General features: G+C 55.1%; 18 protein-coding genes. 4 read left to right on the top strand and 14 right to left on the bottom strand.

Annotated elements, in window-relative coordinates:
* Nucleotides 1-78: 78 nt before the first annotated feature.
* Nucleotides 79-957: a DUF2971 domain-containing protein gene (locus tag AB5Y93_RS11820; RefSeq protein WP_368229418.1), complete on the top strand. Its 879-nt coding sequence runs from the start codon at nucleotides 79-81 to the stop codon at nucleotides 955-957.
* Nucleotides 958-1355: 398 nt separating this feature from the next.
* On the opposite strand, the gene AB5Y93_RS11815 is transcribed toward AB5Y93_RS11820, so the two are convergent.
* The 7 genes from AB5Y93_RS11815 to AB5Y93_RS11785 all read right to left on the bottom strand — a co-directional run bounded on the left by AB5Y93_RS11815 (nucleotide 1356) and on the right by AB5Y93_RS11785 (nucleotide 7162).
* Nucleotides 1356-2570 (bottom strand): zonular occludens toxin family protein, encoded by a 1215-nt coding sequence (locus tag AB5Y93_RS11815; protein ID WP_368229416.1) that lies wholly within the window; start codon nucleotides 2568-2570, stop codon nucleotides 1356-1358.
* A 3-nt stretch (nucleotides 2571-2573) separates the two neighbouring features.
* Nucleotides 2574-2888, bottom strand: coding sequence for a DUF2523 family protein (locus AB5Y93_RS11810; RefSeq protein WP_151027397.1), 315 nt, complete (start codon nucleotides 2886-2888; stop codon nucleotides 2574-2576).
* A 3-nt stretch (nucleotides 2889-2891) separates the two neighbouring features.
* Nucleotides 2892-4007 carry a hypothetical protein gene (locus AB5Y93_RS11805; RefSeq protein WP_368229415.1) on the bottom strand — a complete coding sequence of 372 codons (1116 nt, stop codon included), beginning with the start codon at nucleotides 4005-4007 and terminating at the stop codon, nucleotides 2892-2894.
* Between the two features lie 338 nt (nucleotides 4008-4345).
* The gene (locus AB5Y93_RS11800; RefSeq protein ID WP_151027399.1) at nucleotides 4346-4561 is read right to left on the bottom strand and encodes a Flexible pilin; all 216 of its coding nucleotides are present in this window, start codon (nucleotides 4559-4561) and stop codon (nucleotides 4346-4348) included.
* Between the two features lie 300 nt (nucleotides 4562-4861).
* Nucleotides 4862-5182, bottom strand: a complete 321-nt coding sequence (locus tag AB5Y93_RS11795; protein ID WP_039040801.1) for a hypothetical protein — start codon at nucleotides 5180-5182, stop codon at nucleotides 4862-4864.
* A gap of 27 nt (nucleotides 5183-5209) precedes the next feature.
* Nucleotides 5210-6736 (bottom strand): replication initiation factor domain-containing protein, encoded by a 1527-nt coding sequence (locus AB5Y93_RS11790; RefSeq protein ID WP_368229414.1) that lies wholly within the window; start codon nucleotides 6734-6736, stop codon nucleotides 5210-5212.
* Nucleotides 6737-6910: 174 nt separating this feature from the next.
* Complete coding sequence (locus AB5Y93_RS11785) at nucleotides 6911-7162, bottom strand: hypothetical protein (protein ID WP_039040799.1); 252 nt, start codon at nucleotides 7160-7162, stop codon at nucleotides 6911-6913.
* A 124-nt stretch (nucleotides 7163-7286) separates the two neighbouring features.
* On the opposite strand from AB5Y93_RS11785, the gene AB5Y93_RS11780 reads away from it, so the two are divergent.
* The 3 genes from AB5Y93_RS11780 to fabA all read left to right on the top strand — a co-directional run bounded on the left by AB5Y93_RS11780 (nucleotide 7287) and on the right by fabA (nucleotide 10348).
* Nucleotides 7287-7691, top strand: coding sequence for a helix-turn-helix domain-containing protein (locus AB5Y93_RS11780; RefSeq protein WP_368207200.1), 405 nt, complete (start codon nucleotides 7287-7289; stop codon nucleotides 7689-7691).
* A gap of 38 nt (nucleotides 7692-7729) precedes the next feature.
* Nucleotides 7730-9709 carry a Lon protease family protein gene (locus AB5Y93_RS11775; protein WP_368229413.1) on the top strand — a complete coding sequence of 660 codons (1980 nt, stop codon included), beginning with the start codon at nucleotides 7730-7732 and terminating at the stop codon, nucleotides 9707-9709.
* A 78-nt stretch (nucleotides 9710-9787) separates the two neighbouring features.
* On the top strand, nucleotides 9788-10348 hold the full coding sequence (fabA, locus tag AB5Y93_RS11770; RefSeq protein WP_010674758.1) for a 3-hydroxyacyl-[acyl-carrier-protein] dehydratase FabA: 561 nt from the start codon (nucleotides 9788-9790) through the stop codon (nucleotides 10346-10348).
* Nucleotides 10349-10427: 79 nt separating this feature from the next.
* On the opposite strand, the gene rmf is transcribed toward fabA, so the two are convergent.
* From rmf to pyrD, 7 genes are all read right to left on the bottom strand, one after another.
* A complete protein-coding gene (rmf, locus tag AB5Y93_RS11765) occupies nucleotides 10428-10604 on the bottom strand; it encodes a ribosome modulation factor (protein WP_010674759.1) in 177 nt (58 codons plus the stop codon).
* A 160-nt stretch (nucleotides 10605-10764) separates the two neighbouring features.
* Nucleotides 10765-12414 (bottom strand): DUF3466 family protein, encoded by a 1650-nt coding sequence (locus AB5Y93_RS11760; protein ID WP_010674760.1) that lies wholly within the window; start codon nucleotides 12412-12414, stop codon nucleotides 10765-10767.
* An 8-nt stretch (nucleotides 12415-12422) separates the two neighbouring features.
* Nucleotides 12423-14333, bottom strand: a complete 1911-nt coding sequence (locus AB5Y93_RS11755; protein ID WP_368229412.1) for an ABC transporter ATP-binding protein — start codon at nucleotides 14331-14333, stop codon at nucleotides 12423-12425.
* A gap of 72 nt (nucleotides 14334-14405) precedes the next feature.
* Nucleotides 14406-14633 (bottom strand): glutaredoxin family protein, encoded by a 228-nt coding sequence (locus AB5Y93_RS11750; RefSeq protein WP_368229411.1) that lies wholly within the window; start codon nucleotides 14631-14633, stop codon nucleotides 14406-14408.
* The gene (gene rlmKL, locus AB5Y93_RS11745) at nucleotides 14633-16804 is read right to left on the bottom strand and encodes a bifunctional 23S rRNA (guanine(2069)-N(7))-methyltransferase RlmK/23S rRNA (guanine(2445)-N(2))-methyltransferase RlmL (RefSeq protein ID WP_039040793.1); all 2172 of its coding nucleotides are present in this window, start codon (nucleotides 16802-16804) and stop codon (nucleotides 14633-14635) included. The genes AB5Y93_RS11750 and rlmKL overlap by 1 nt, the downstream gene beginning before the upstream one ends.
* Before the next feature lie 307 nt (nucleotides 16805-17111).
* On the bottom strand, nucleotides 17112-17648 hold the full coding sequence (locus AB5Y93_RS11740) for a cell division protein ZapC (RefSeq protein WP_041211431.1): 537 nt from the start codon (nucleotides 17646-17648) through the stop codon (nucleotides 17112-17114).
* A gap of 85 nt (nucleotides 17649-17733) precedes the next feature.
* Nucleotides 17734-18744, bottom strand: a complete 1011-nt coding sequence (gene pyrD, locus AB5Y93_RS11735) for a quinone-dependent dihydroorotate dehydrogenase (RefSeq protein ID WP_202043657.1) — start codon at nucleotides 18742-18744, stop codon at nucleotides 17734-17736.
* Nucleotides 18745-18775: the final 31 nt, after the last annotated feature.

Genomic DNA, 18775 nt, shown 5'->3' with positions numbered 1-18775 from the left:
TCCGTGGTGTCATCAGGCTCTGTGCAACGAATTCCCCCCGTATTACTATACGGGGGGATCAATCACGGACAGTCGTAAATGCGTAAACTATATAAATATTTTAGTAACTTAGACGTTGGATACTTTTCAAATCCATCATTTAAATTATCCTCAGCCAGTACATTAAATGACCCTTTTGAAACAATTTTAGCCAAGGAATTACTTGCTACTATGGATGGGGTCATAGATAAAGAAAGTAGATCCTATAGTATGTTTAAGCGAATATTAGGACCGAGCGCGCAATTAAAAGATAGTTATGACACACTGTTTAAAATGAGTGGTATTGTATCACTTTCAGAAACACAGCATAATTTACTTATGTGGTCACATTATGCAGACCAACATCGAGGGTTATGTGTTGGATATAATTCAAACGTGTTAAGTGACATTAAATTCCCTAAATATGCTAAGTTACCACTTACAAAAGACCCTGTTAAAATAAATTATGACAATAAAAAAACTTTTGATTATGAATTTGACTTTGTCTACGACAATGATAATGAATTGTTTAAATCTGTACTTCATAAGGTATTGACAACTAAGGGTGATGATTGGATATACGAAAAAGAACATCGCTTCATTCTTCCTGTAAACATAGCCGACCGATTGCAAATATATAAAGGAGGGAAGCTTGAAAGCGAGATAAAATATTATAAAAATGAAAGCGAGCGATATTTATCAAAAAATAAAATAATGAACTTTGTTGTTGAGAATGCAATAAAAACAGGTTACAACTATTTATTGGACATTGATCCTGAAAATATAACGGATGTATATTTAGGATGCAAAATGAATATGCGGAAGGCTAGAGGGATAAAAAAATACATCAGTGAAAATAAACTAACAAAGCATATTAAAGTGTATAAGTTTGTTGAAAGTAATGAACGTTTTGAAATTGAAGTGGACAATAACTTCTAACATAAAAACAAAAAACGGTTTAGCAGGGAAGAGGGTTCACAGCCTCACAGGAACATTCCAAACAAGTTTCGGCGAGCCTACCACCTTCCCAACAATGAGCCTCAGAGAATCGCCTTATAGGGGCTCACGCCCCTGGGGTTCAGTGGCCAGCCTTGAGACGTGCGGCAGCAGAGCGAGCGCGGCGTTTTGCCCGGCAGTGGTGCTGCCACTTCACCTCCAGCTCGATAAGGTAGCCCCCAAAGAGCCAGAGCAGGGGAGGCAGCGAGAACAACGCTACCAGGGCAACACAGGCCCAACGAGCCTCGGTGGAATAGCTAGGATTGCTCCCTATGGCTATCAGGATGGCAATATCAATGCAGACAGCAATGATGCCAACCACAGTAACTCCCGAGCTGTATTTATGTCCGGTCATCGTTAGGCGCCCCGTCACTCTTGGCACCAGCAAAGAGCGCACCATTAACCCGCTTACGCAGCGCATCGCCGTCAGGGTCGCAATAGACGTCCACTGGCTGCCCCTGGTATTGGATAACTGCATGGCACGCCGTCATGGGCTTCAAATCGACGAAGAATTGCGGCCACTCTTCGGCATAGATGGCTTGCTCGTCGTCACCTTTGCGCAGGGCGAAGCAATATTCGACGTTGTAGACGTCTCGATCACTTTTGGTCAGCACATGGCAGTTGATGATCATCCGGTATCCGGCGAACGGCCCTACAGCAAAGACGCCAGCAGCATCCGCAGCAGGAGCGCCACTAGGACGTACATTAGCAGTGGTCGCAGCACCCACTTGCCCAGGAACCGAAGAAGCGGCATCAACGGGCGCAGAAGCCACCACAGAGGTTTCAGGACGCGAGTCAATATATTGAGGCTTGATGAAACCAAAGAAAACACAGAGTCCCCAAACGACCAGAACAAACAGAATTTTAGGATCTCGCAGCATCGAGCTGCCCGCGATTGTATCCGAGACTTTACCGGTTGTAGTCGAGTCATAAAGCTTGAAAACATACTTGGGCACCTTATTAAATGGCTTGGCTTGCAGCACATCAGACATGGATGTGCCGGAATTATCTGAAAGGTGAAGAACGGTCTTATAACGGCCACCAATCCCCAATATCGCCATATTGGTATGCCGAATTGCAGTCTCAGCCGCCGACCGAATAACTTGGTGAACCTTTTTGATGTTCGGGGTTGTTAATACAAAATCCCAGTTGTGATGGCGGTGCATATCAAAGGCCACGTCGATAGTTTCCGGTCGGCCATCCTCTTTTGCCTTATCCGGCCCACCTGGATAATTGAGTTTATCCAGGTCACTCTGGCGCCATGCTGGCGGAAATACCCGCTGCACCTCATCGACCAGGAAGAACGCCCCTTTGGGAGCCCAGTGGTAAAACCTCGCCAGATGATCACGCCCTTCCTGGGATTCCGTCTCGACATAGAGCACCTCAAACCCCTCTGGCACATCATTCCCCAGCACCTCACGGCAGCGCTCAACAGAGAAGCCGCGCACGTTGGTGATGATATAGCGCCCCTCTTTGATGGCGGGAATCACATCGGTGTGAATAGCACCGCTAGATTTATATGACCCTGGTGCACCATGATGGATTTTAATCGACATAGATCACCACCCGAAAATATTAAGTAAAAAGCGCGTCACAAACGCCTGAGTGATAACAGACATACCCTTATCAAATTGCAGATAGAGCAATATATCGCGCACAGATGCAGGAAGGCTGTTAAACGAAGTCGATATCAAATCACTGAATTGCAGGTTTATCAGGATTTCCCTGGCAACATCCCATGAAAACACCAACATGAACAATTTAAACTGGATCCACTGAATAGCAAATTTCACCGAAATCCATGCCGTTACCTGGACCGCAAGATTGTATATGTCCTGAAACAACCCACTGAATAAATCACCTAGCCATTCCATCGCTCACCTCTTCGCAACAATCATGAACGCAATAAAGTAGAAAATAAACAACATCAGCGCGAGCAATATTTCCCAATAGCCGCCAACATTGGGGCACACTTGGTAATCATTGCCAAACAAGGAAAACATGTCGAAGCACTTAGGAACAGATGCCGAACCATAGAAATCAAACCTGAATATGTCGGCCATTTCGCCTTTAATAGCGAGATATTGACTTTTTAAAGCCTCTTTCTCTTCATCATATTTCTTTGTTATCTGTTCCAGGTCAAAGGCGCAACTAGCGTCACCCGAACAAAGCGTTGAATTATAATCAGCGCCTGCAACATGCAAAGGATTGGATCCCGAACCAGGCATTTGAGAATAATCAATGTTAAAGTCGCCAGACCCACCTTGACCACCACCAGAATTTCCCCAGCCATTCTTTAAACCATCTTGGAGCATGTATTTAATGCCGTAAAGATTGTCATTCATCTGGCTTAAATAGCCTGACTGACTAGAAATATTGGAGTTAACCGAATTAACCGAACCTTGAAGACTCCCAATAGCACCAAGCATACTCCCCATATTGGATGACATGGAGCTTGTATTGCCGCTAATAGAGCCAAGGGTTGACATGGCCGATTGTTGCATTGCTTTCAGCGAAGCTACATCACCTTTGATTGCAGATAAATCAACAGTAGAAACGGCACCACTTGTACCACCAGAAGAACCCATACTATCAGCAATTTTCTTTAACTGAGCATTAGCCAAATCAAAATCAGCCTCCATGCGAGACAAAGAAAGATTAGTCCCCTCTATTCGACCAGGAGTTTCCCGTATATAAGTTAGCGCCTGATCAAGCTTGTCATTAACGTCAGACAATTCGAGCTGGGTCTTAAATGTATTACCAGCAATCTGATTGGAATAATCCTTCAAACCAGAAAGCCTAGAATTAACCCCCGCAAACTGCTTACCTAAATTAGTATTAATCTTTGAGAGGGTATAACCCACGGTCTGATAACCGTAATGATTAAAATACTGCCAACCAGCAATATTATCGGTATCACCAGGAAGGCTACCATCCCCGCCAGGACTGCCCCCAGTATCACCACCACCGTCGCCACCAGTACCAGTGCCCACAGTACATTCCACACCGTTAGACTGTATGGGGCCCATGGTGCCCGTAGATGGCGTCTCAACACAGACTCCAGGGCAAACGACCTGACACCCGCCCAGAGTGGAGGACTCCCATTTAACGCAATAGGGCATTGCTGTACCTATAGGCACATTTTGCAGATTGAGCCCTGCCGGACAGCTCGCAAACGCCCCCAGCGGCACCAGGAACAGCAGATAAAGCACTCTCACGCGACCCCCAATAAAAAAGGCGACCGAAGCCGCCTTGTGTCATATGGAAAACGTTGCCCTGTAACCTTCAACAAAGAACAGGAACCATAGCGTCCCAATGAGCAAAGACACGATTAGGCTTTGCGCATCAGGCCGATCAGGATGACGACGCCGACAACAGTCGCCACCACCAACATGACTTTCGGCGCGGTCGCATCCACATCGGATTTAGCGGTATCGAGAGCCGCAGCAGCAGCGGCCGCAGCAGCACTGCCACCTTCTGCATTTGCAGCCATGGCCGCCATAGAACAGCTCAAAGCGATACAGCCATTACGGAAATAGTTTTGCATACTCGTTCATCCTCTTTTTGCACCTACAATAACACGGGCAATTGCGCCCACTTTTAAACCCAAAGCCCACATAACAATCCCAGAGCTAAAGGCAATTCCCACATCCGCTATATCAAATTGAAACCAATTAGATATATCGGTGAGCTTGGTATGCTCCTGGACAGTCAGGAGCACGTAATTACAAGAATCCCCCTCTGAAAGGCGGGTGTATCCTTCGGAGGTAATATCCAGGCAAATCATTATTGCGCCCTCGTCGTCGGTCGCTGCGCGCCCTCGCTCCTCCTCCTCGTTGCGCGCCTATTAAAGCGGCTTTTTAGAGGCTTGGTAGCCAACAACAACGTTGCGGGTCGGATTCTGGGGATCGGCTTCCAGAATAAGGTCAATCGCCACCAACTTGGGGCAATCAGCCATTTCCTTGATAGTCGGCGCATCATTGCGCAGGGACAACTGGCGAACCTCATAGCCCCAGGAGTTGATATTGCACTCCGGCTTGTTGACGTTGTTTGCAGGAGCCAGATATTCCACTTGGGCAAAGTCGTAAGGCACCGGAGCGCCAGACTTGCGAGAAACACCGTAGCCATGAGTCACGCGAGTGACCAGCACACTGGACAAAATAGACATAGTTATTACCTCGTTGAAGAACCTTGGTTAGGTCGAAAATACAGGCAGCTCGTCCAAGTCAGGAGGGAGCGGCATTCTTAATCGCGCCGGAATATCACTTTCTTCCAGGTGCGCAGTTAATTGGTTAACAATCTTCTCAGGTGATAATCCCTCGATGTTCGCTAACCAATTAACAAGGCGACCCGCCATGCGGGACATATTAAATACGGCATTGTCCCTGGACGTTTTGAACTTATTTTTAAAGGTGGTCAGTCTGACGGGCTTTATTTCCGCTTCCTGGATAGCAGCCAGCCATTTATCAAATTGCGGATACATCCCCGCAAAATAGGGGTCTGGGTTTACCAGGACGTCCAGCGGGATAATGCGGTCCTTATTGTGCAGCTCGCCTTCGGCGCGTACCCAATTCGGATACTCTGCCGACTGCATCTGCTTGCCCTTTTCGTATACCCGGGCGCACTTTCCGTTGATGCGGCTGCCCACGTAGAACGAGCAGCCCTTGGTCGGCACCATGCCAAAACGCTTGGCGATGCCCTTGGCAACCTCGGTGATCACGAACTCACCCGATTCAATCTTCATCCAGGACGGAGCGCGGCCCCGCTGGGGATGGAACTCGCCGGCTTCCGCGCCGGCAATGGCACCCTGGTAGGTGATGTGCTCGCCGCTGTAGTCATCCAGGGCGAGATCCACCCGTGTGATGCGCACGCCTGGAATGTGAGAGATAACGTCATGCAAAGCCTGGAAATCCAGGGCGGCACAACCCACACCGGAAAAACTCACCATGCAACCATGGTTTGCCGCACCCCAGCCAATTAGGCCGCAGGGGATGCCGTCACACAGCAGGTCAGCCGAATTGGCGTAACCGTGCAGGCCAGAGCGGCGAGGGCGCATCGTGAAGCGCGGCTCGGGGATGGGGACACCAATGCGGGTATTCAGCTCCTCTAACCACAGCTCCAGCTCGTTGCAGCAGAGGGCATCCAGGAACTGGACGCCGTAGCAGTCGATCAAGTCGTTGTAGGCTTCCCAATACTTGGCACCCTCGACAACCTCGAACTCGGAGAACTTGAGCAGGGCAGTGCAGACCGCCTTCAACTCCTTACGAATGTCGGCACGGGCCTTGTAACCGGAATGCAAAGCACGCTCCATCATTTCGGTCATGGATAGCGTCACGACAGGGGCAGGGGACTTAGGCACCCCATGGAGGCTTAACCGCTCAGTGGTCTTGTCATATTCAACCGCTGGGGTAGGGGAGACCCCCAGCCGTTCGGCCTTGCTGCACAGGCGTTCTGTCACCTTGTCAAAACGGGTGAGGGGAGCGAAGCCAACCGGACGCTTCCAGAGATAACGCAGCCCCTCGACAGGGGGTTCAGAAATGGCCGCTTGCAGGGCCTTCACCTTGGTATCGAAGCGCGGGACAGCCTTCAAGAGCGCACCTTGCTTGGCAAGCTCCTTCATCTGGATCAACTCGGTCGGTGCCCAGGTGAAGGACAGATAGTCGATCAGGGTTTTGTTGCCGATAACCCCATTTATCGGCATCACGGAGCTATGACCAGTCATCAGAAGAAATCCTCCGGTGCGTCATAACCTCCGTGGAGCTGCTCGTTAAAACATTGAGGGCAGATAAGAAGGACTACGCCAGGGTTATCCTCTGAGGCCAAGCGGCTAAGGGTATCGGACTCACAACCGCAGAAGTAGCAGACCCCAGCCAATGGCATATCCGGAGTAACAGGGTTATGACCAGTCATCGAAAAACACTCCCTGGTCATAGAAGCCGCGCCACGTGTCCTCGGTGACTTCCACCAGTTCGAACACGGTATCGGGGTACGTCATCGACAGATAGACCCGCAGCTCATGCAGGTCGCGGAACATCTCGACCTGACCCGCGATGCAGGCGGAGTAATCGCCAGTCGGCTCTGCCTGCCAATAGACCTTGCGCTCGATGAGCGCGGGCAGATCCTGGTTTTGTGGGCTAGAGTGGGTCATATGTCACGTAATCAAATGGTTGGTTGACTCATTCAACCATGTGGCGAGTTGAATGGAAACAAGCTGTTTTTCGCCAAAATCGGTATGATGGGACGGATTGTCTAACCACTCAGGAGACAAAAACATGGACTCTAAAACGCTGCTTCTGGCCTACATGAGGGCCAAAAAGTACAGCCAATTCCAGGAAGTCGCCGCAGACCTGGGATTTACCACCTCGTATATCTCAGCCGTGAACAAAGGAAAGTCGCAACTCACTGATGCCACTGCAAAAAGAATGGCTGAGGAAGCTGGCTTGGACGTCAGCGAAGTGCTGTTAAGCATGGCGGCAGTCAGGGCCACGGATCCCGAGCTTAAACAGGCTTGGTACGATATCCTGGCGAAGTATTCAAAAGGAGCTGGCACGGCGGTAGCCCTTGCGGCGGCTGTGTTTCTGTCTCCACTGAGCGGGCCTGACCATACCGCGCATAATGTATATTATGTTAAATTAAGTATCTTGGTATTCTGTCACCCTCAACCGAACTGTGTATAATGGTGGCAATTGATCCTATCCCCGACCGGATGTCTTAAGTGGCTGAATTAACATCAGAACAATTAAAACCCGCTTTCTCGATTGAGCAGTTCCCCACACTGGGCGAACTCGACCCCATTCCGTTTGCCGCCCTCCAACCCAGAGCGATTTCGGGTATCAAACGGCTGGCCAGTTTTGATGGTGACTGCCCGGTCATGATCCTCAATGGTTTCCCCGGTGCAGATTACGAGAATGTCTGCCAGACCCTGATTGCCTCTTCGAATGGCAAGGATGGCGACCTGTTCGATCTCTGTTATACCGAGAATCTCAACAACCCTTTCAAACCCATCTGGCTGCGCCTGCAACCGGGCTCGGGTTTCGAGTTCTGCGAAATGGTCGGCGAGCTGCTCAAGCTGATGAGCCACCATCTCGACGCCGAGCGGCTGGTCACCCGGATCATCCGCAAACAGAACAACGACCCCAAGATCGTGGATTTCCTCTCCGATCTGGCCGCCCATGTCGCCCAGGGCCTCGAGTTCCAGCACCCAGTGCTCATCAACCTGCTGATCCATCATGAGGATCAGCAAGCCCCTGTCATCTACGGCCGCGACCTGAACTGGGATACCTTGTTCGGTTCCATCAACTATCAGACGGAACAAGGCTCCGTCTACGCCAACCAGCACCTTTTGGAACCTGGTCTGCTGCGGGAAGCCAACGGTGGTTACCTGATACTTCAGCTTGATGAGCTGCTGGATCAGCCTCATCTCTGGTTCAAGCTCAAGAACGCCATGCAAAAAGGCGAGCTGGACTGGAATGCCTATCAGGAAGGCAAGACGCTGACGCCCTTCTTCACCCCGGAGGCGACCCCGATCCGGTTCAAGTTGATCCTGGTCGGTGACAGGCTGGACGTGGCGGAATTCCAGATGCTGGACAGGGACATGGCGGAGCGCATCTTCCTGCGTGCCGATCTGGTCTCAGAAGTGAACATCGAGGAAGATCTCCCCGCCTTCCTGCAATATCTCGCCTGGCTGCGAGCGCGCTGGGCGCTGCTGGATTTCACCCCAAGTGCCCTCCTCGCCCTCTGTCGCCATGCCAGCCGCCTGTGTGACCACCAGGAGTGGCTATCCCTCTCCGAGGTACAGCTCGGCGCCATCATGCGCATGGCCGACAGCCTGGCCCGCGAGCTGGAAGCGACCTGCGTCACTGACGAACATATCCTGCTCGCCCTGGAAGAGCAGGATTACCGCCTCAACTATCTGGTGGAGCAATCGGATCAGGGTGTCATCGACGGCCAGATCCTGCTGCAGACCGACGGTGAAGAGGTTGGCCAGATCAACGGCCTTTCCGTCATCCAGGTCGCCGGCCATCCCTATGACTTCGGGGAGCCGGTACGCCTCACCGCGACCGTCCATCTCGGGGATGGCGATGTGGCTGACATCGAGCGCAAGGCGGAGCTCGCCGGGCACATTCACGCCAAAGCCATGATGATCATCCACGGCTACCTCTCCAACAAGTTCGGCGCAGAGAACCCCTCGCCGCTCTCGGCCAACCTGGTGTTCGAGCAGTCATACCACGAGATCGATGGTGACAGCGCCTCCCTGACCGGCCTGTGTGCCCTGCTCTCCGCCCTCGCCCGCCAGCCCATCTATCAGCACTTCGCCGTGACCGGTGCGGTCGACCAGTTCGGCAATGTGCAGGCCGTTGGTGGCGTGAACGAGAAGATCGAAGGCTTTTTCCGGGTGTGCAAGATCCACGGTCTCACCGGCAAGCAAGGCATTCTGCTGCCAGGCACCAACGCCCAGCAGCTCAACCTCTCTGATGAAGTGATCGCGGCAGTAGAGGCCGGCCAGTTCCACATCCACCCGGTGGATCACGTGGAAGAGGCAATCGAGCTGCTCACCGGCTGCGTCGCTGGCGAACCGGACATGCCGGATACCCTGTTTGGTCGCATCCAGGAGAGACTGGACGAACTCAATGGCACGGCAACCAAGAGTGGCGGCCTGCTGCGCAGCCTGCTGGACCGGCTGCTTGGCCGTTAAATGAAGTGATCGGAGTTGTTTAGCGAACATCTGTAAGCTAAATTGGCCCGGCTTTGACCCATATGAAGGATAAACAGCGTGACCCTAGATAACGACACCACTGATCCCCGCCTCTCCCTGTGCGAACAAGGCAAAGAGTCCTTTACCCGTGAAGAGCTGCTTGCCTGCAGCCGTGGCGAATTATTTGGTGAAGGTAACAGCCAGCTGCCCGCCCCCAACATGCTGATGATGGATCGCATCGTCAAGATTAACGACCATGGCGGCGAGCACGGCAAGGGTGAAATCCTGGCTGAACTCGATATCACGCCGGATCTCTGGTTCTTCGACTGCCACTTCCCCGGCGATCCCGTCATGCCTGGCTGCCTGGGCCTGGATGCCATGTGGCAACTGGTCGGCTTCTTCCTGGGCTGGAAAGGGGGTCCTGGCAAGGGACGTGCGCTGGGTGTCGGTGAAGTCAAGTTCACCGGCCAGATCCTGCCGACGGCCAAGAAGGTCACCTACAAAATCACCTTCAAGCGCGTCATCAACCGCAAACTGGTCATGGGCATTGCCGATGGCGTCGTGGAAGTGGATGGTCGCCCCATCTACAGCGCCACCGATCTGAAAGTGGGCCTGTTCAAAGACACCACCGCATTCTGATCCTGCTCCTGGGTGAGCAGAACAACGTAAAGGGGCCACAATGGCCCCTTTCCTTTTGTAATGAGTGATGAAGTATCGGTTACTTCATGAAGAGGCCTGAGCCTCGCCCTTCCATGGCATCGCGCCAACCACCAAGCCAATGGCCCCTGGCATCCAGGCACTGGTACGGACACGCTTCTTTCTGTTTGCCGACTACGCCAGCCTGATAACCACGAGCGCGAGCTCTCTCCAGACGGTCCCGTTTCTGTCTCTTCATCATCTACGACCCTCTTCGTGGAACAAAAAAAGCGACCAGTTTTTCACCGGTCGCCTTCATCTTTACCCCAGGGGGGAGGCAGGGTCAAACAAAAAATTCCATGCTATTCAGGGGTTGTGACACAAGATACTGAACTGCATTAATTTTTGATGACACTTATTTATCGCTGATAGCGACGCAGCCAGGCAAAGGGCAGCGCCAGCAGAGTCAACCAGAACAGGCTGCCGCCACCGCCCTCGCCACCATCCTGACCGGTCTGGTTGTTGACCGGCGCATTGCTGACCACATAGCTGGCCGGGGCATTGCCCTGATAATCCGCCACGGCCGGCGTCAGTTTGACGGCGACCACGGTGGCGTTGGCGCGTTTGTTGAGGTCGCTCTCGCTGTCATAGCGATACGCCGTCGCGGCAATGGTGCCGTCGCTGCTGATGCCGCTGGCGTAAGCGATGTGATAGTACTTGCCGTTCTGGGCACACTGCTTGTTGCCGGCGTCATCCTTGCCACAGATGAGATCGTTCAGATACCAGCTGTTGGCCGGGGCGGCCGCGTTCAGCAGGAAGGCTTCCTGCATGCGGTTGGTACCATTGACCACTGGTTGGGTCTGATGGCGGGAGTCGCGCCAGCCGACCACCATGTTGTGCTCGTTGATGGCGGCCGCTTCCGAGCCTGCCCCCGAGACCGGCTTGTCCTGGAGAGGAAGGCTGGCCGCCGTACCCGGCTTGCTCAGGTTGAACAGGAACATCTCCACCGGGCGGTTCTGTCCCTTGTTGATGCGATAGCGCTGGTTGCCGATCACGTAGCCGTTGTCGTTGACGGCCACGGCCCAGCTGTGTTGCAGCTTGGCATCGTCCTTGCCAGGCTCGCCATCCGGCAGCGGGATGATCTTGGTGGTGCCCACGGTGCCGGCAGCCGTATCCAGGGTCCAGTAGCTGGCGAGGTTGCGACCATCCAGATCACCGGTGCCCACCTCGCCGGTGGAGCTGTAGCCCACGCCGTAGAGGGTGCCGTTGTACTTGGCCACGCCCAGTGCAGAGGCGGTTTGCAGCACCTCGTCACGCTGATGGCCATAGGTGCCGGCCTGCATCAACTTGTTGAACCCGCCCGAGCTGTTGAGCAGCCAGAAGCTCGCCTGGGTATCGACCCCGGGGCAGTAGCGGAAGTCACCGTACTGGCTGTCATTGCCCGTCTCGAAACACCACTTGTAGAAGTCACCGCCCACCTTGTGGCGATACTTGTCGCTGGCCGCGGTACCGGTCACCAGATACTGACCGTTGTCCAGCTTCTTGATGGAGGTGGGTACGCTCAGGCCGTGGGTGCTGGCCGCATCCTTGAGCTCGACCGGGTTGCCATCATTGACCACGGCAAAGGCGGTGCGCAGCTTGCCATTCATCTTGTAACCGACCCGATCCTCCGGGACATCCCCGAGGGCCGTCACCAGGCCATCGACCTCGGAGCTGGTCACGTAGCCCAGGTTGCTGCGTTGATCCACCTTGTCCAGGAAGTCGCGACGCCACTGGTAGGCAAAGCCCGAGTTGTCGCTCCAGAAGGAGTTGCAGACCGAGTTGGAGAGCATGCAACCCTGCTCGAAACGGAAACGATCCACCAGGAAGTCGGCAAACCGCACGGTGGAGAAGTATTCCGCCATGTTGTTCTTGGTGTTGAGCCCGATGAGGCCGTTGGCATCGCCGCTGATCCCGCTGGCATAGCCTTTGACTTCGTCATCGACGATGGTGAAAAAGGAGCTTTGTGCCGCCTGCGCGTTGAGGCTGGCGCCGACCAGGATGGCCAGCATGGATAATTGCTTTTTCATCTACTTCCTTAGTCTTGATGTTTCAACGCTTCCAACTCCTCCCAACGGGAGAAGGCGTGTTCCAATGCGGCCTCTGCCGCATTCAATGCATCCAGTTTGGGCTGGGTCTGCTCTGCTGGCAGAGAGAAGAAACCGGGGTGGTTAATCTCGGCCTGCAGGGCATCGAGTTCCATTTCCAACTGTTCCAGCCGGGCTGGCAGATTATCCAGCTCCAGTTGCAACTTGTAAGAGAGTTTTCGTGTTTTTTTCGCAGGCTCCGCTGCCGACGCGACAGGCTCTGCCACCTTGACCGGGGCCGGCTTGGCAGTCTGTTGGGCGGCCTGCAGGGCTCGTGTGGCCATCATGTCGGCATAGCCCCCGACATAATCGCTGATCCGACCATCCCCTTCAAACAGCCAGCAGCCGGTCACGGTATTGTCGATGAAACGGCGATCGTGGCTGACCAGCAGCAGGGTGCCCGGGTAATCGGTGAGCAGCTCTTCCAGCAATTCCAGCGTTTCGACATCCAGGTCGTTGGTTGGTTCATCCAGAATCAACAAGTTACTGGGCTTGAGGAAGAGTTTGGCCAACAGTAGACGGTTTTTCTCGCCCCCTGACAAGGCCTTGACCGGGGTGCGCGCCCGCTTGGGCTCGAACAGGAAGTCCTGCAGGTAACCGAGAATGTGGCGGGAGCGGCCGCGAACCATCACCTCCTGCTTGCCCTCCCCCACGTTGTCCACCACCGTCTTCTCGGGGTCGAGCTGCTCACGGTATTGATCGAAGTAGGCCACTTCCAGGTTGGTCCCCTGGCGCACCGAGCCACGGCTCGCCTCGAGCTGGCCCATCAGCAGCTTGATCAGGGTCGACTTGCCGCAGCCGTTGGGGCCCACCAGAGCAATCTTGTCCCCGCGCAGCACCTGCAGATCCAGTCCTTGGAACAGGGTGCGATCACCAAAGTCCAGCCCCAGCCCCTCGGTCTCGAACACCAGCTTGCCGGAGCGGCCTGCCTCGTCCAGTTGCAGCTTGGCCTTGCCCTGCAGCTCCCGGCGCTGGGTGCGCTCCATGCGCATCGCCTTGAGAGCCCGCACCCGTCCCTCGTTGCGGGTACGACGTGCCTTGATCCCCTGGCGCACCCATACCTCTTCTTGGGCCAGCTTGCGGTCGAACTCGGCGTTTTTCAGCTCCTCGACCCGCAACCACTCCTCCTTGCCTTGCAGATATTCGTCGTAGTTGCCGGGCCAGGAGGTGATCACGCCGCGATCGAGATCGATGATCCGGGTCGCCAGCTTGTGGATGAACTCCCGGTCGTGGGAGATGAAGACGATGGCGCCGCGAAAGTCCTTGAGGAACTCTTCCAACCAGTTGATGGCATCGATGTCCAGATGGTTGGTCGGCTCGTCCAGCAGCAACAGATCCGGGTCACACGCCAGGGCGCGGGCCAGAGCCACCTTGCGCAGCCAGCCGCCAGACAGACTGTCGAGCGTCACATCAGGGTCGAGATCAAGCAGGGTCAGCACCTGATTGATGCGGGTCTCGTACTGCCAGCCGTTCTGATAGTCGAGCTGCTCCTGCAACTGGCTCATGGTGCGAATGTTGGCATCGGAAGGGTCGTGCGCCAGGGCGTGGGAGACATGGTGGTACTGCTTGAGCAGCTCCCCTACCCCGGCCAGCCCTTCTGCGGCGTAATCGAACACGGAGATCTCGCTCGAGGCGGGCGGATCCTGCTCGAGGCGGGTCACTTTCAAATCTTGTTGCAACACCAGACGGCCGTCGTCCAGCGGCAGTTCGCTGGCAATCACCTTCATCAGGGTAGACTTGCCCGCCCCGTTGCGACCCACCAGACAGAGGCGCTCGCCCCGTTCTATGGTGAGCTCGGCATGGTCGAGCAGCGGAAAATCACTGAACGACAGGGACGCGCCGTGCAATGTCAAAAGAGCCATGTTTGTTCCTTGTTGCTTATGAAAAAACGGGCGGCAGCGTGAGTCTGCCCCCGTTTTGTCGTCAAATCCTGCTCACCCCTGTGCCAGCCAGCCTTGCAGCTCTCCCAGGGTGAAAGGCCAGCCCAGCTCCCGGCCGGCACTGTCTTGCAGCACCGGGATGCGCACCCGGTAAGCCTCGAGCCAGGCCTCTTCCTCCAGGATGTCGCAGCGGCGGGCCTGTGCGGCCATCCCGGCCTGTTCCACCAGTGCCCACGCCTGTTCGCACAGGTGGCAGCCGTCGGTGTGAAACAGGGTCAGCATCAGCCTTGTGCCTCGGCGTGGGTGATGATCCAGCAATTGTGGATATGCTGGTTGCGCTCGAAGTCCTTGGGCCGGGTCTTGTTCGTGATGTTCTGCGCCTTGAGACCAATGGCGTCAAGGCCGGCCAAGTCCATCTTGAAGTGGCGCTTGTTGTTGGAGAAGACCAGGGTACCGTCCGCCGCGAGCAGGCGCTTGAGGTGCTGCATCAACAGCAGGTGATCCCGCTGTACGTCGAAGCTCTCGTCCATCCGCTTGGAGTTGGAGAAGGTGGGCGGATCGATGAAGATGAGGTCGTACTGCTCGTCGGCTTCCGACAACCACTTCAGACAATCCGCCTGCACGAACTTGTGCTCGCGGCCCACCAGCGAGTTGAGGCGCATGTTGTCCTGAGCCCAGTTGAGGTAGGTGCGCGACATGTCCACCGTGGTGGTTTCGCGGGCGCCGCCGAGCCCCGCGTGCACGGTGGCACTGCCGGTGTAGGCGAAGAGGTTCAGGAAGCGCTTGCCCTTTGCCATCTGGCCCAGCATGCGGCGGGTCTGGCGATGGTCGAGGAAGAGGCCGGTGTCCAGATAGTCGTAGAGGTTGACCCAGAGGCGTGCACCGTACTCCTGCACCTCCATCCGGTGCTGCTCTTCGGAGAGCTTCTGGTACTGCTGTTTGCCTTCCTGGCGCTCGCGCACCTTCAGGATCACCTTCTCGCCGTCCATGCCGGTCACCTTGATGGCGGCCTGCACCATGTCCAGCAGACGCTGGCGGGTCTTCTGGGCGGGAATGTCCTTGGGCGCCGCGTACTCCTGTACCACCAGATAATCCTGATAGCGGTCGATGGCGGCGTTGTACTCCGGCAAGTCCGCGTCATAGAGGCGGTAGCAATCGAGGTTCTCCTTGCTCGCCCATTTCTCGAGGGTCTTCAGATTCTTGCGCAGACGGTTGGCAAAGTCCTGGGCCACCTCTTTCTGGGAAGCGACGGCATCGAGGGCGATCTGGTAGTTGCGCAGCTGGCACTCGAGGGCGCCGTTGAACAGGCGATACTGCTTGTCGGCACGCAGGCGCAGGCAGCTCAGGAGTTCGGGAGAAGCGGAGAGAATGGTGACCTTCCACCCCTGGAAGCCACGGCGCAGGGCATCGCCAAGGGCCTGATGCACTTCCAGCAACGCCGGGAACTCCCCAAGACGCTCGCCATAGGGCGGGTTGGAGATGAGCATGCCGACCTGACGACTCTCCCCTTCCACAGCCGGCATCGGCAGCGGGTTTTCCAGCTTGGTGACATCGGCCTGCTTGAAGGTGATGAGATGGGCCACGCCGGCGGCCTTGGCGTTGTCACGGGCCTTCATCAGGACCCGGGTATCCGCATCGCAACCGAACAGTTTCACCTCGCAGCGCTGCATGCCGCGCTTGGCACGCACCTGGGCTTCCATCATCAAACTCTGCCACAGTTCACCATCGTGTTGCAGCCAGCGATCGAAACCGAAGCGTTCGCGGCGCAGGGCCGGTGCCATGTCGGCGGCGATGAAGGCCGCCTCAATGAGCAGGGTACCGGAGCCGCACATGGGGTCCATCATGGGCTCGCCGGCCCAGCCGCTGCGGGCAATCATGGCCGCAGCCAGGTTCTCTTTGAGGGGCGCCTCGCCGGTGCCCTGGCGATAGAAGCGCTGGTGCAGCGCCGGGCCTGACAAGTCCAGCGTGATATTGGCCTTGCCTTTGCCAAGGTGCGCCATGATGCGAATGTCCGGGGACTTCTTGTCCACATCCGGGCGTACGTGACCGCGCTTGGTGAAGCGATCAACGATGGCGTCCTTGATCTTCAGGGCGCCGTACTGGGTATTGCGAATGGAGGCGTTGGTACCGGTAAAGTCCACCGCGATGGTGGCGGTACCGGAGAAGTGCTCTTCCCAGGGAATGGTATGGGCCCCGAGGTAGAGGTCCAGATCATCGTTCATCTGGAACTCGGAGAGCACCAGCACGATTCGGGAGGCAAAGCGGCTCCACAGACAGGCCTTGTAACCGATGGCCAGTTCGCCCTTGAAGTGGACGCCGGCCACGGTCTCACGGACCTGCTCCGCACCCAGATTGGTCAGCTCGACGGCCAGCAGGTTTTCCAGCCCTTTGGGGCAGGTTGCAAAAAATTCTTTCATCACGCTCACGGGGATGCCATAAAAATAGTGCCGCATTATACCTTATCGGCCCGCGCTCGGCACTCGAACCTTGGACAAAGGCGCCATATAAACGGCAAGAGGCGCGGCAAACGCTCCCCTCCCCCTTGCGGGCGACAGGATCCCGCTCCTGGCTGGCAGTTGTCTACCATCACATTCGTAAAGAATTCGAAAATCTTGCCCGGACCGGGCAGAAAATGGTCGTGACGACCAGACGAAGGAAAAAGACAAATAATGGAACAAGAGAGAGACTGAGCGCTTAAATATCAGACCAATATAGCAGGCCTATAACGGACTTATTCGTCGCCATATAACGGCCCCATCGTCAGCCCACTTCCCGATATTGTGTCTGTGCCCGGACTCTGGCTTGCATCCGGTTATTCATCACCTTGATCACTGCAAAGCGCGGCAGCGTCTTGCTGTTGGTCAGCACCAGTTCGTCGGTCAGGTTCAGGCAAACGCTCGCCTGATCGCCGGCTTCGATGACCATGAATTCCCCCCGACCGTGGGGAGTATCCATCCACACCAGGGATCCCATCTCTGGAATAACATGAGCCTGCTGTTCATGAAAGAACCAGCTTTGCGGCATCAGGGGTTTATAAAAACGGCTGACGGCGATGGCATTGAGGACCAGCTGGACCTGGTGGGGCGTACTCCAGTCGAGTTCAGCGGCCTTGTCCATCAACTGGTAATAGAGGGCGGCATCATCCACACAAAAAGGCTGGGTGGTGAAAGAACAGGGAACAAGTTGCCGACCTTTATATTCGGTGGCAAATATCATGCGATCGGACAAATCCAGCATCAGGCGATCATCCTGAGCGTCATAATGCCACTGCCAATTGTCATTGGGTTGAATACACATGGTGGTGCCCTTATCTAAGCCGTCCCTCGACTTTATTCCATGTCGAGAATTTGAGCAACGTTAAATAAGGGCAACCGGTTATTTTTTAAATATGGGTAACGATCTCTTTGACCAGACTCGGCCCTTTATAAATAAAGCCGCTGTAAATCTGGACAAGACTGGCACCCGCCGCCAGTTTTTCCCGAGCCGCCATGGCGCTGTCGATACCACCCACACCGATAATGGGCAGGGCGCCGTCGAGGGCCTTGGCCAGGTGGCGGATCACCTCGGTGCTCTTGTGCTGGAGCGGACGACCGCTAAGCCCGCCAGCCTCTGCGGCATGGGGCATGTCATATATCATCTCCCGCTCCAGAGTGGTATTGGTGGCGATGACACCATCAATACGGTTCTTGATCAAAGAGGCGGCTACCTGATCTATTTCATCGAGTGACAGATCCGGGGCAATTTTCACGGCCAGCGGCACATACTTTTTATATTTCTCGGCCAGGTCCTGTTGACGCTGTTTCAATGCGGCCAGCAGTTCATCCAGTGCATCGCCATATTGCAATTGACGCAGACCCGGGGTGTTCGGCGAGGAAATATTGACCGCAATATAACCGGCGTGGTCATACACCTTGTCCATGCAGAGAAGGTAATCATCCTTGCCTTGCTCGATGGGGGTGTCCTTGTTCTTGCCGATATTGATGCCGATCACCCCCTGATATTTGGCCTCTTTCACCTTGGCCACCAGATGATCGACGCCCTTGTTGTTGAAGCCCATGCGATTGATGATCCCCTCGGCCGGGATCACCCGGAAGAGACGTGGCTTGTCATTGCCGCTCTGGGGTCTGGGGGTCACGGTACCGACCTCGATGAAACCGAACCCCATGGCGCCGAAGGCATCGATGCACTCCCCGTCTTTATCCAGACCGGCGGCCAACCCCACCGGATTGGCAAAATTAAGCCCCATGACGGTGACGGGGCGTTTGGGCAGAGAGTGGCGGAAGAAACAATCAAGCGGGGTACCAAGAAGGCGGGGCAAATATTTGATGGAGAGATCGTGAGCCTGCTCCGGATTGAGTTTGAACAGGAAATGCCTGGCGAGTGGGTACAGCATGCTTGCTCCTTAAAAAAAGCCCCGGCAACTG

Source organism: Aeromonas sp. R10-1, from assembly GCF_040908465.1.
Lineage (GTDB): Bacteria > Pseudomonadota > Gammaproteobacteria > Enterobacterales > Aeromonadaceae > Aeromonas > Aeromonas caviae.
The sequence above is the reverse complement of the archived record's forward strand: the minus strand, read 5'-3'. Positions and strand labels throughout refer to the sequence as shown.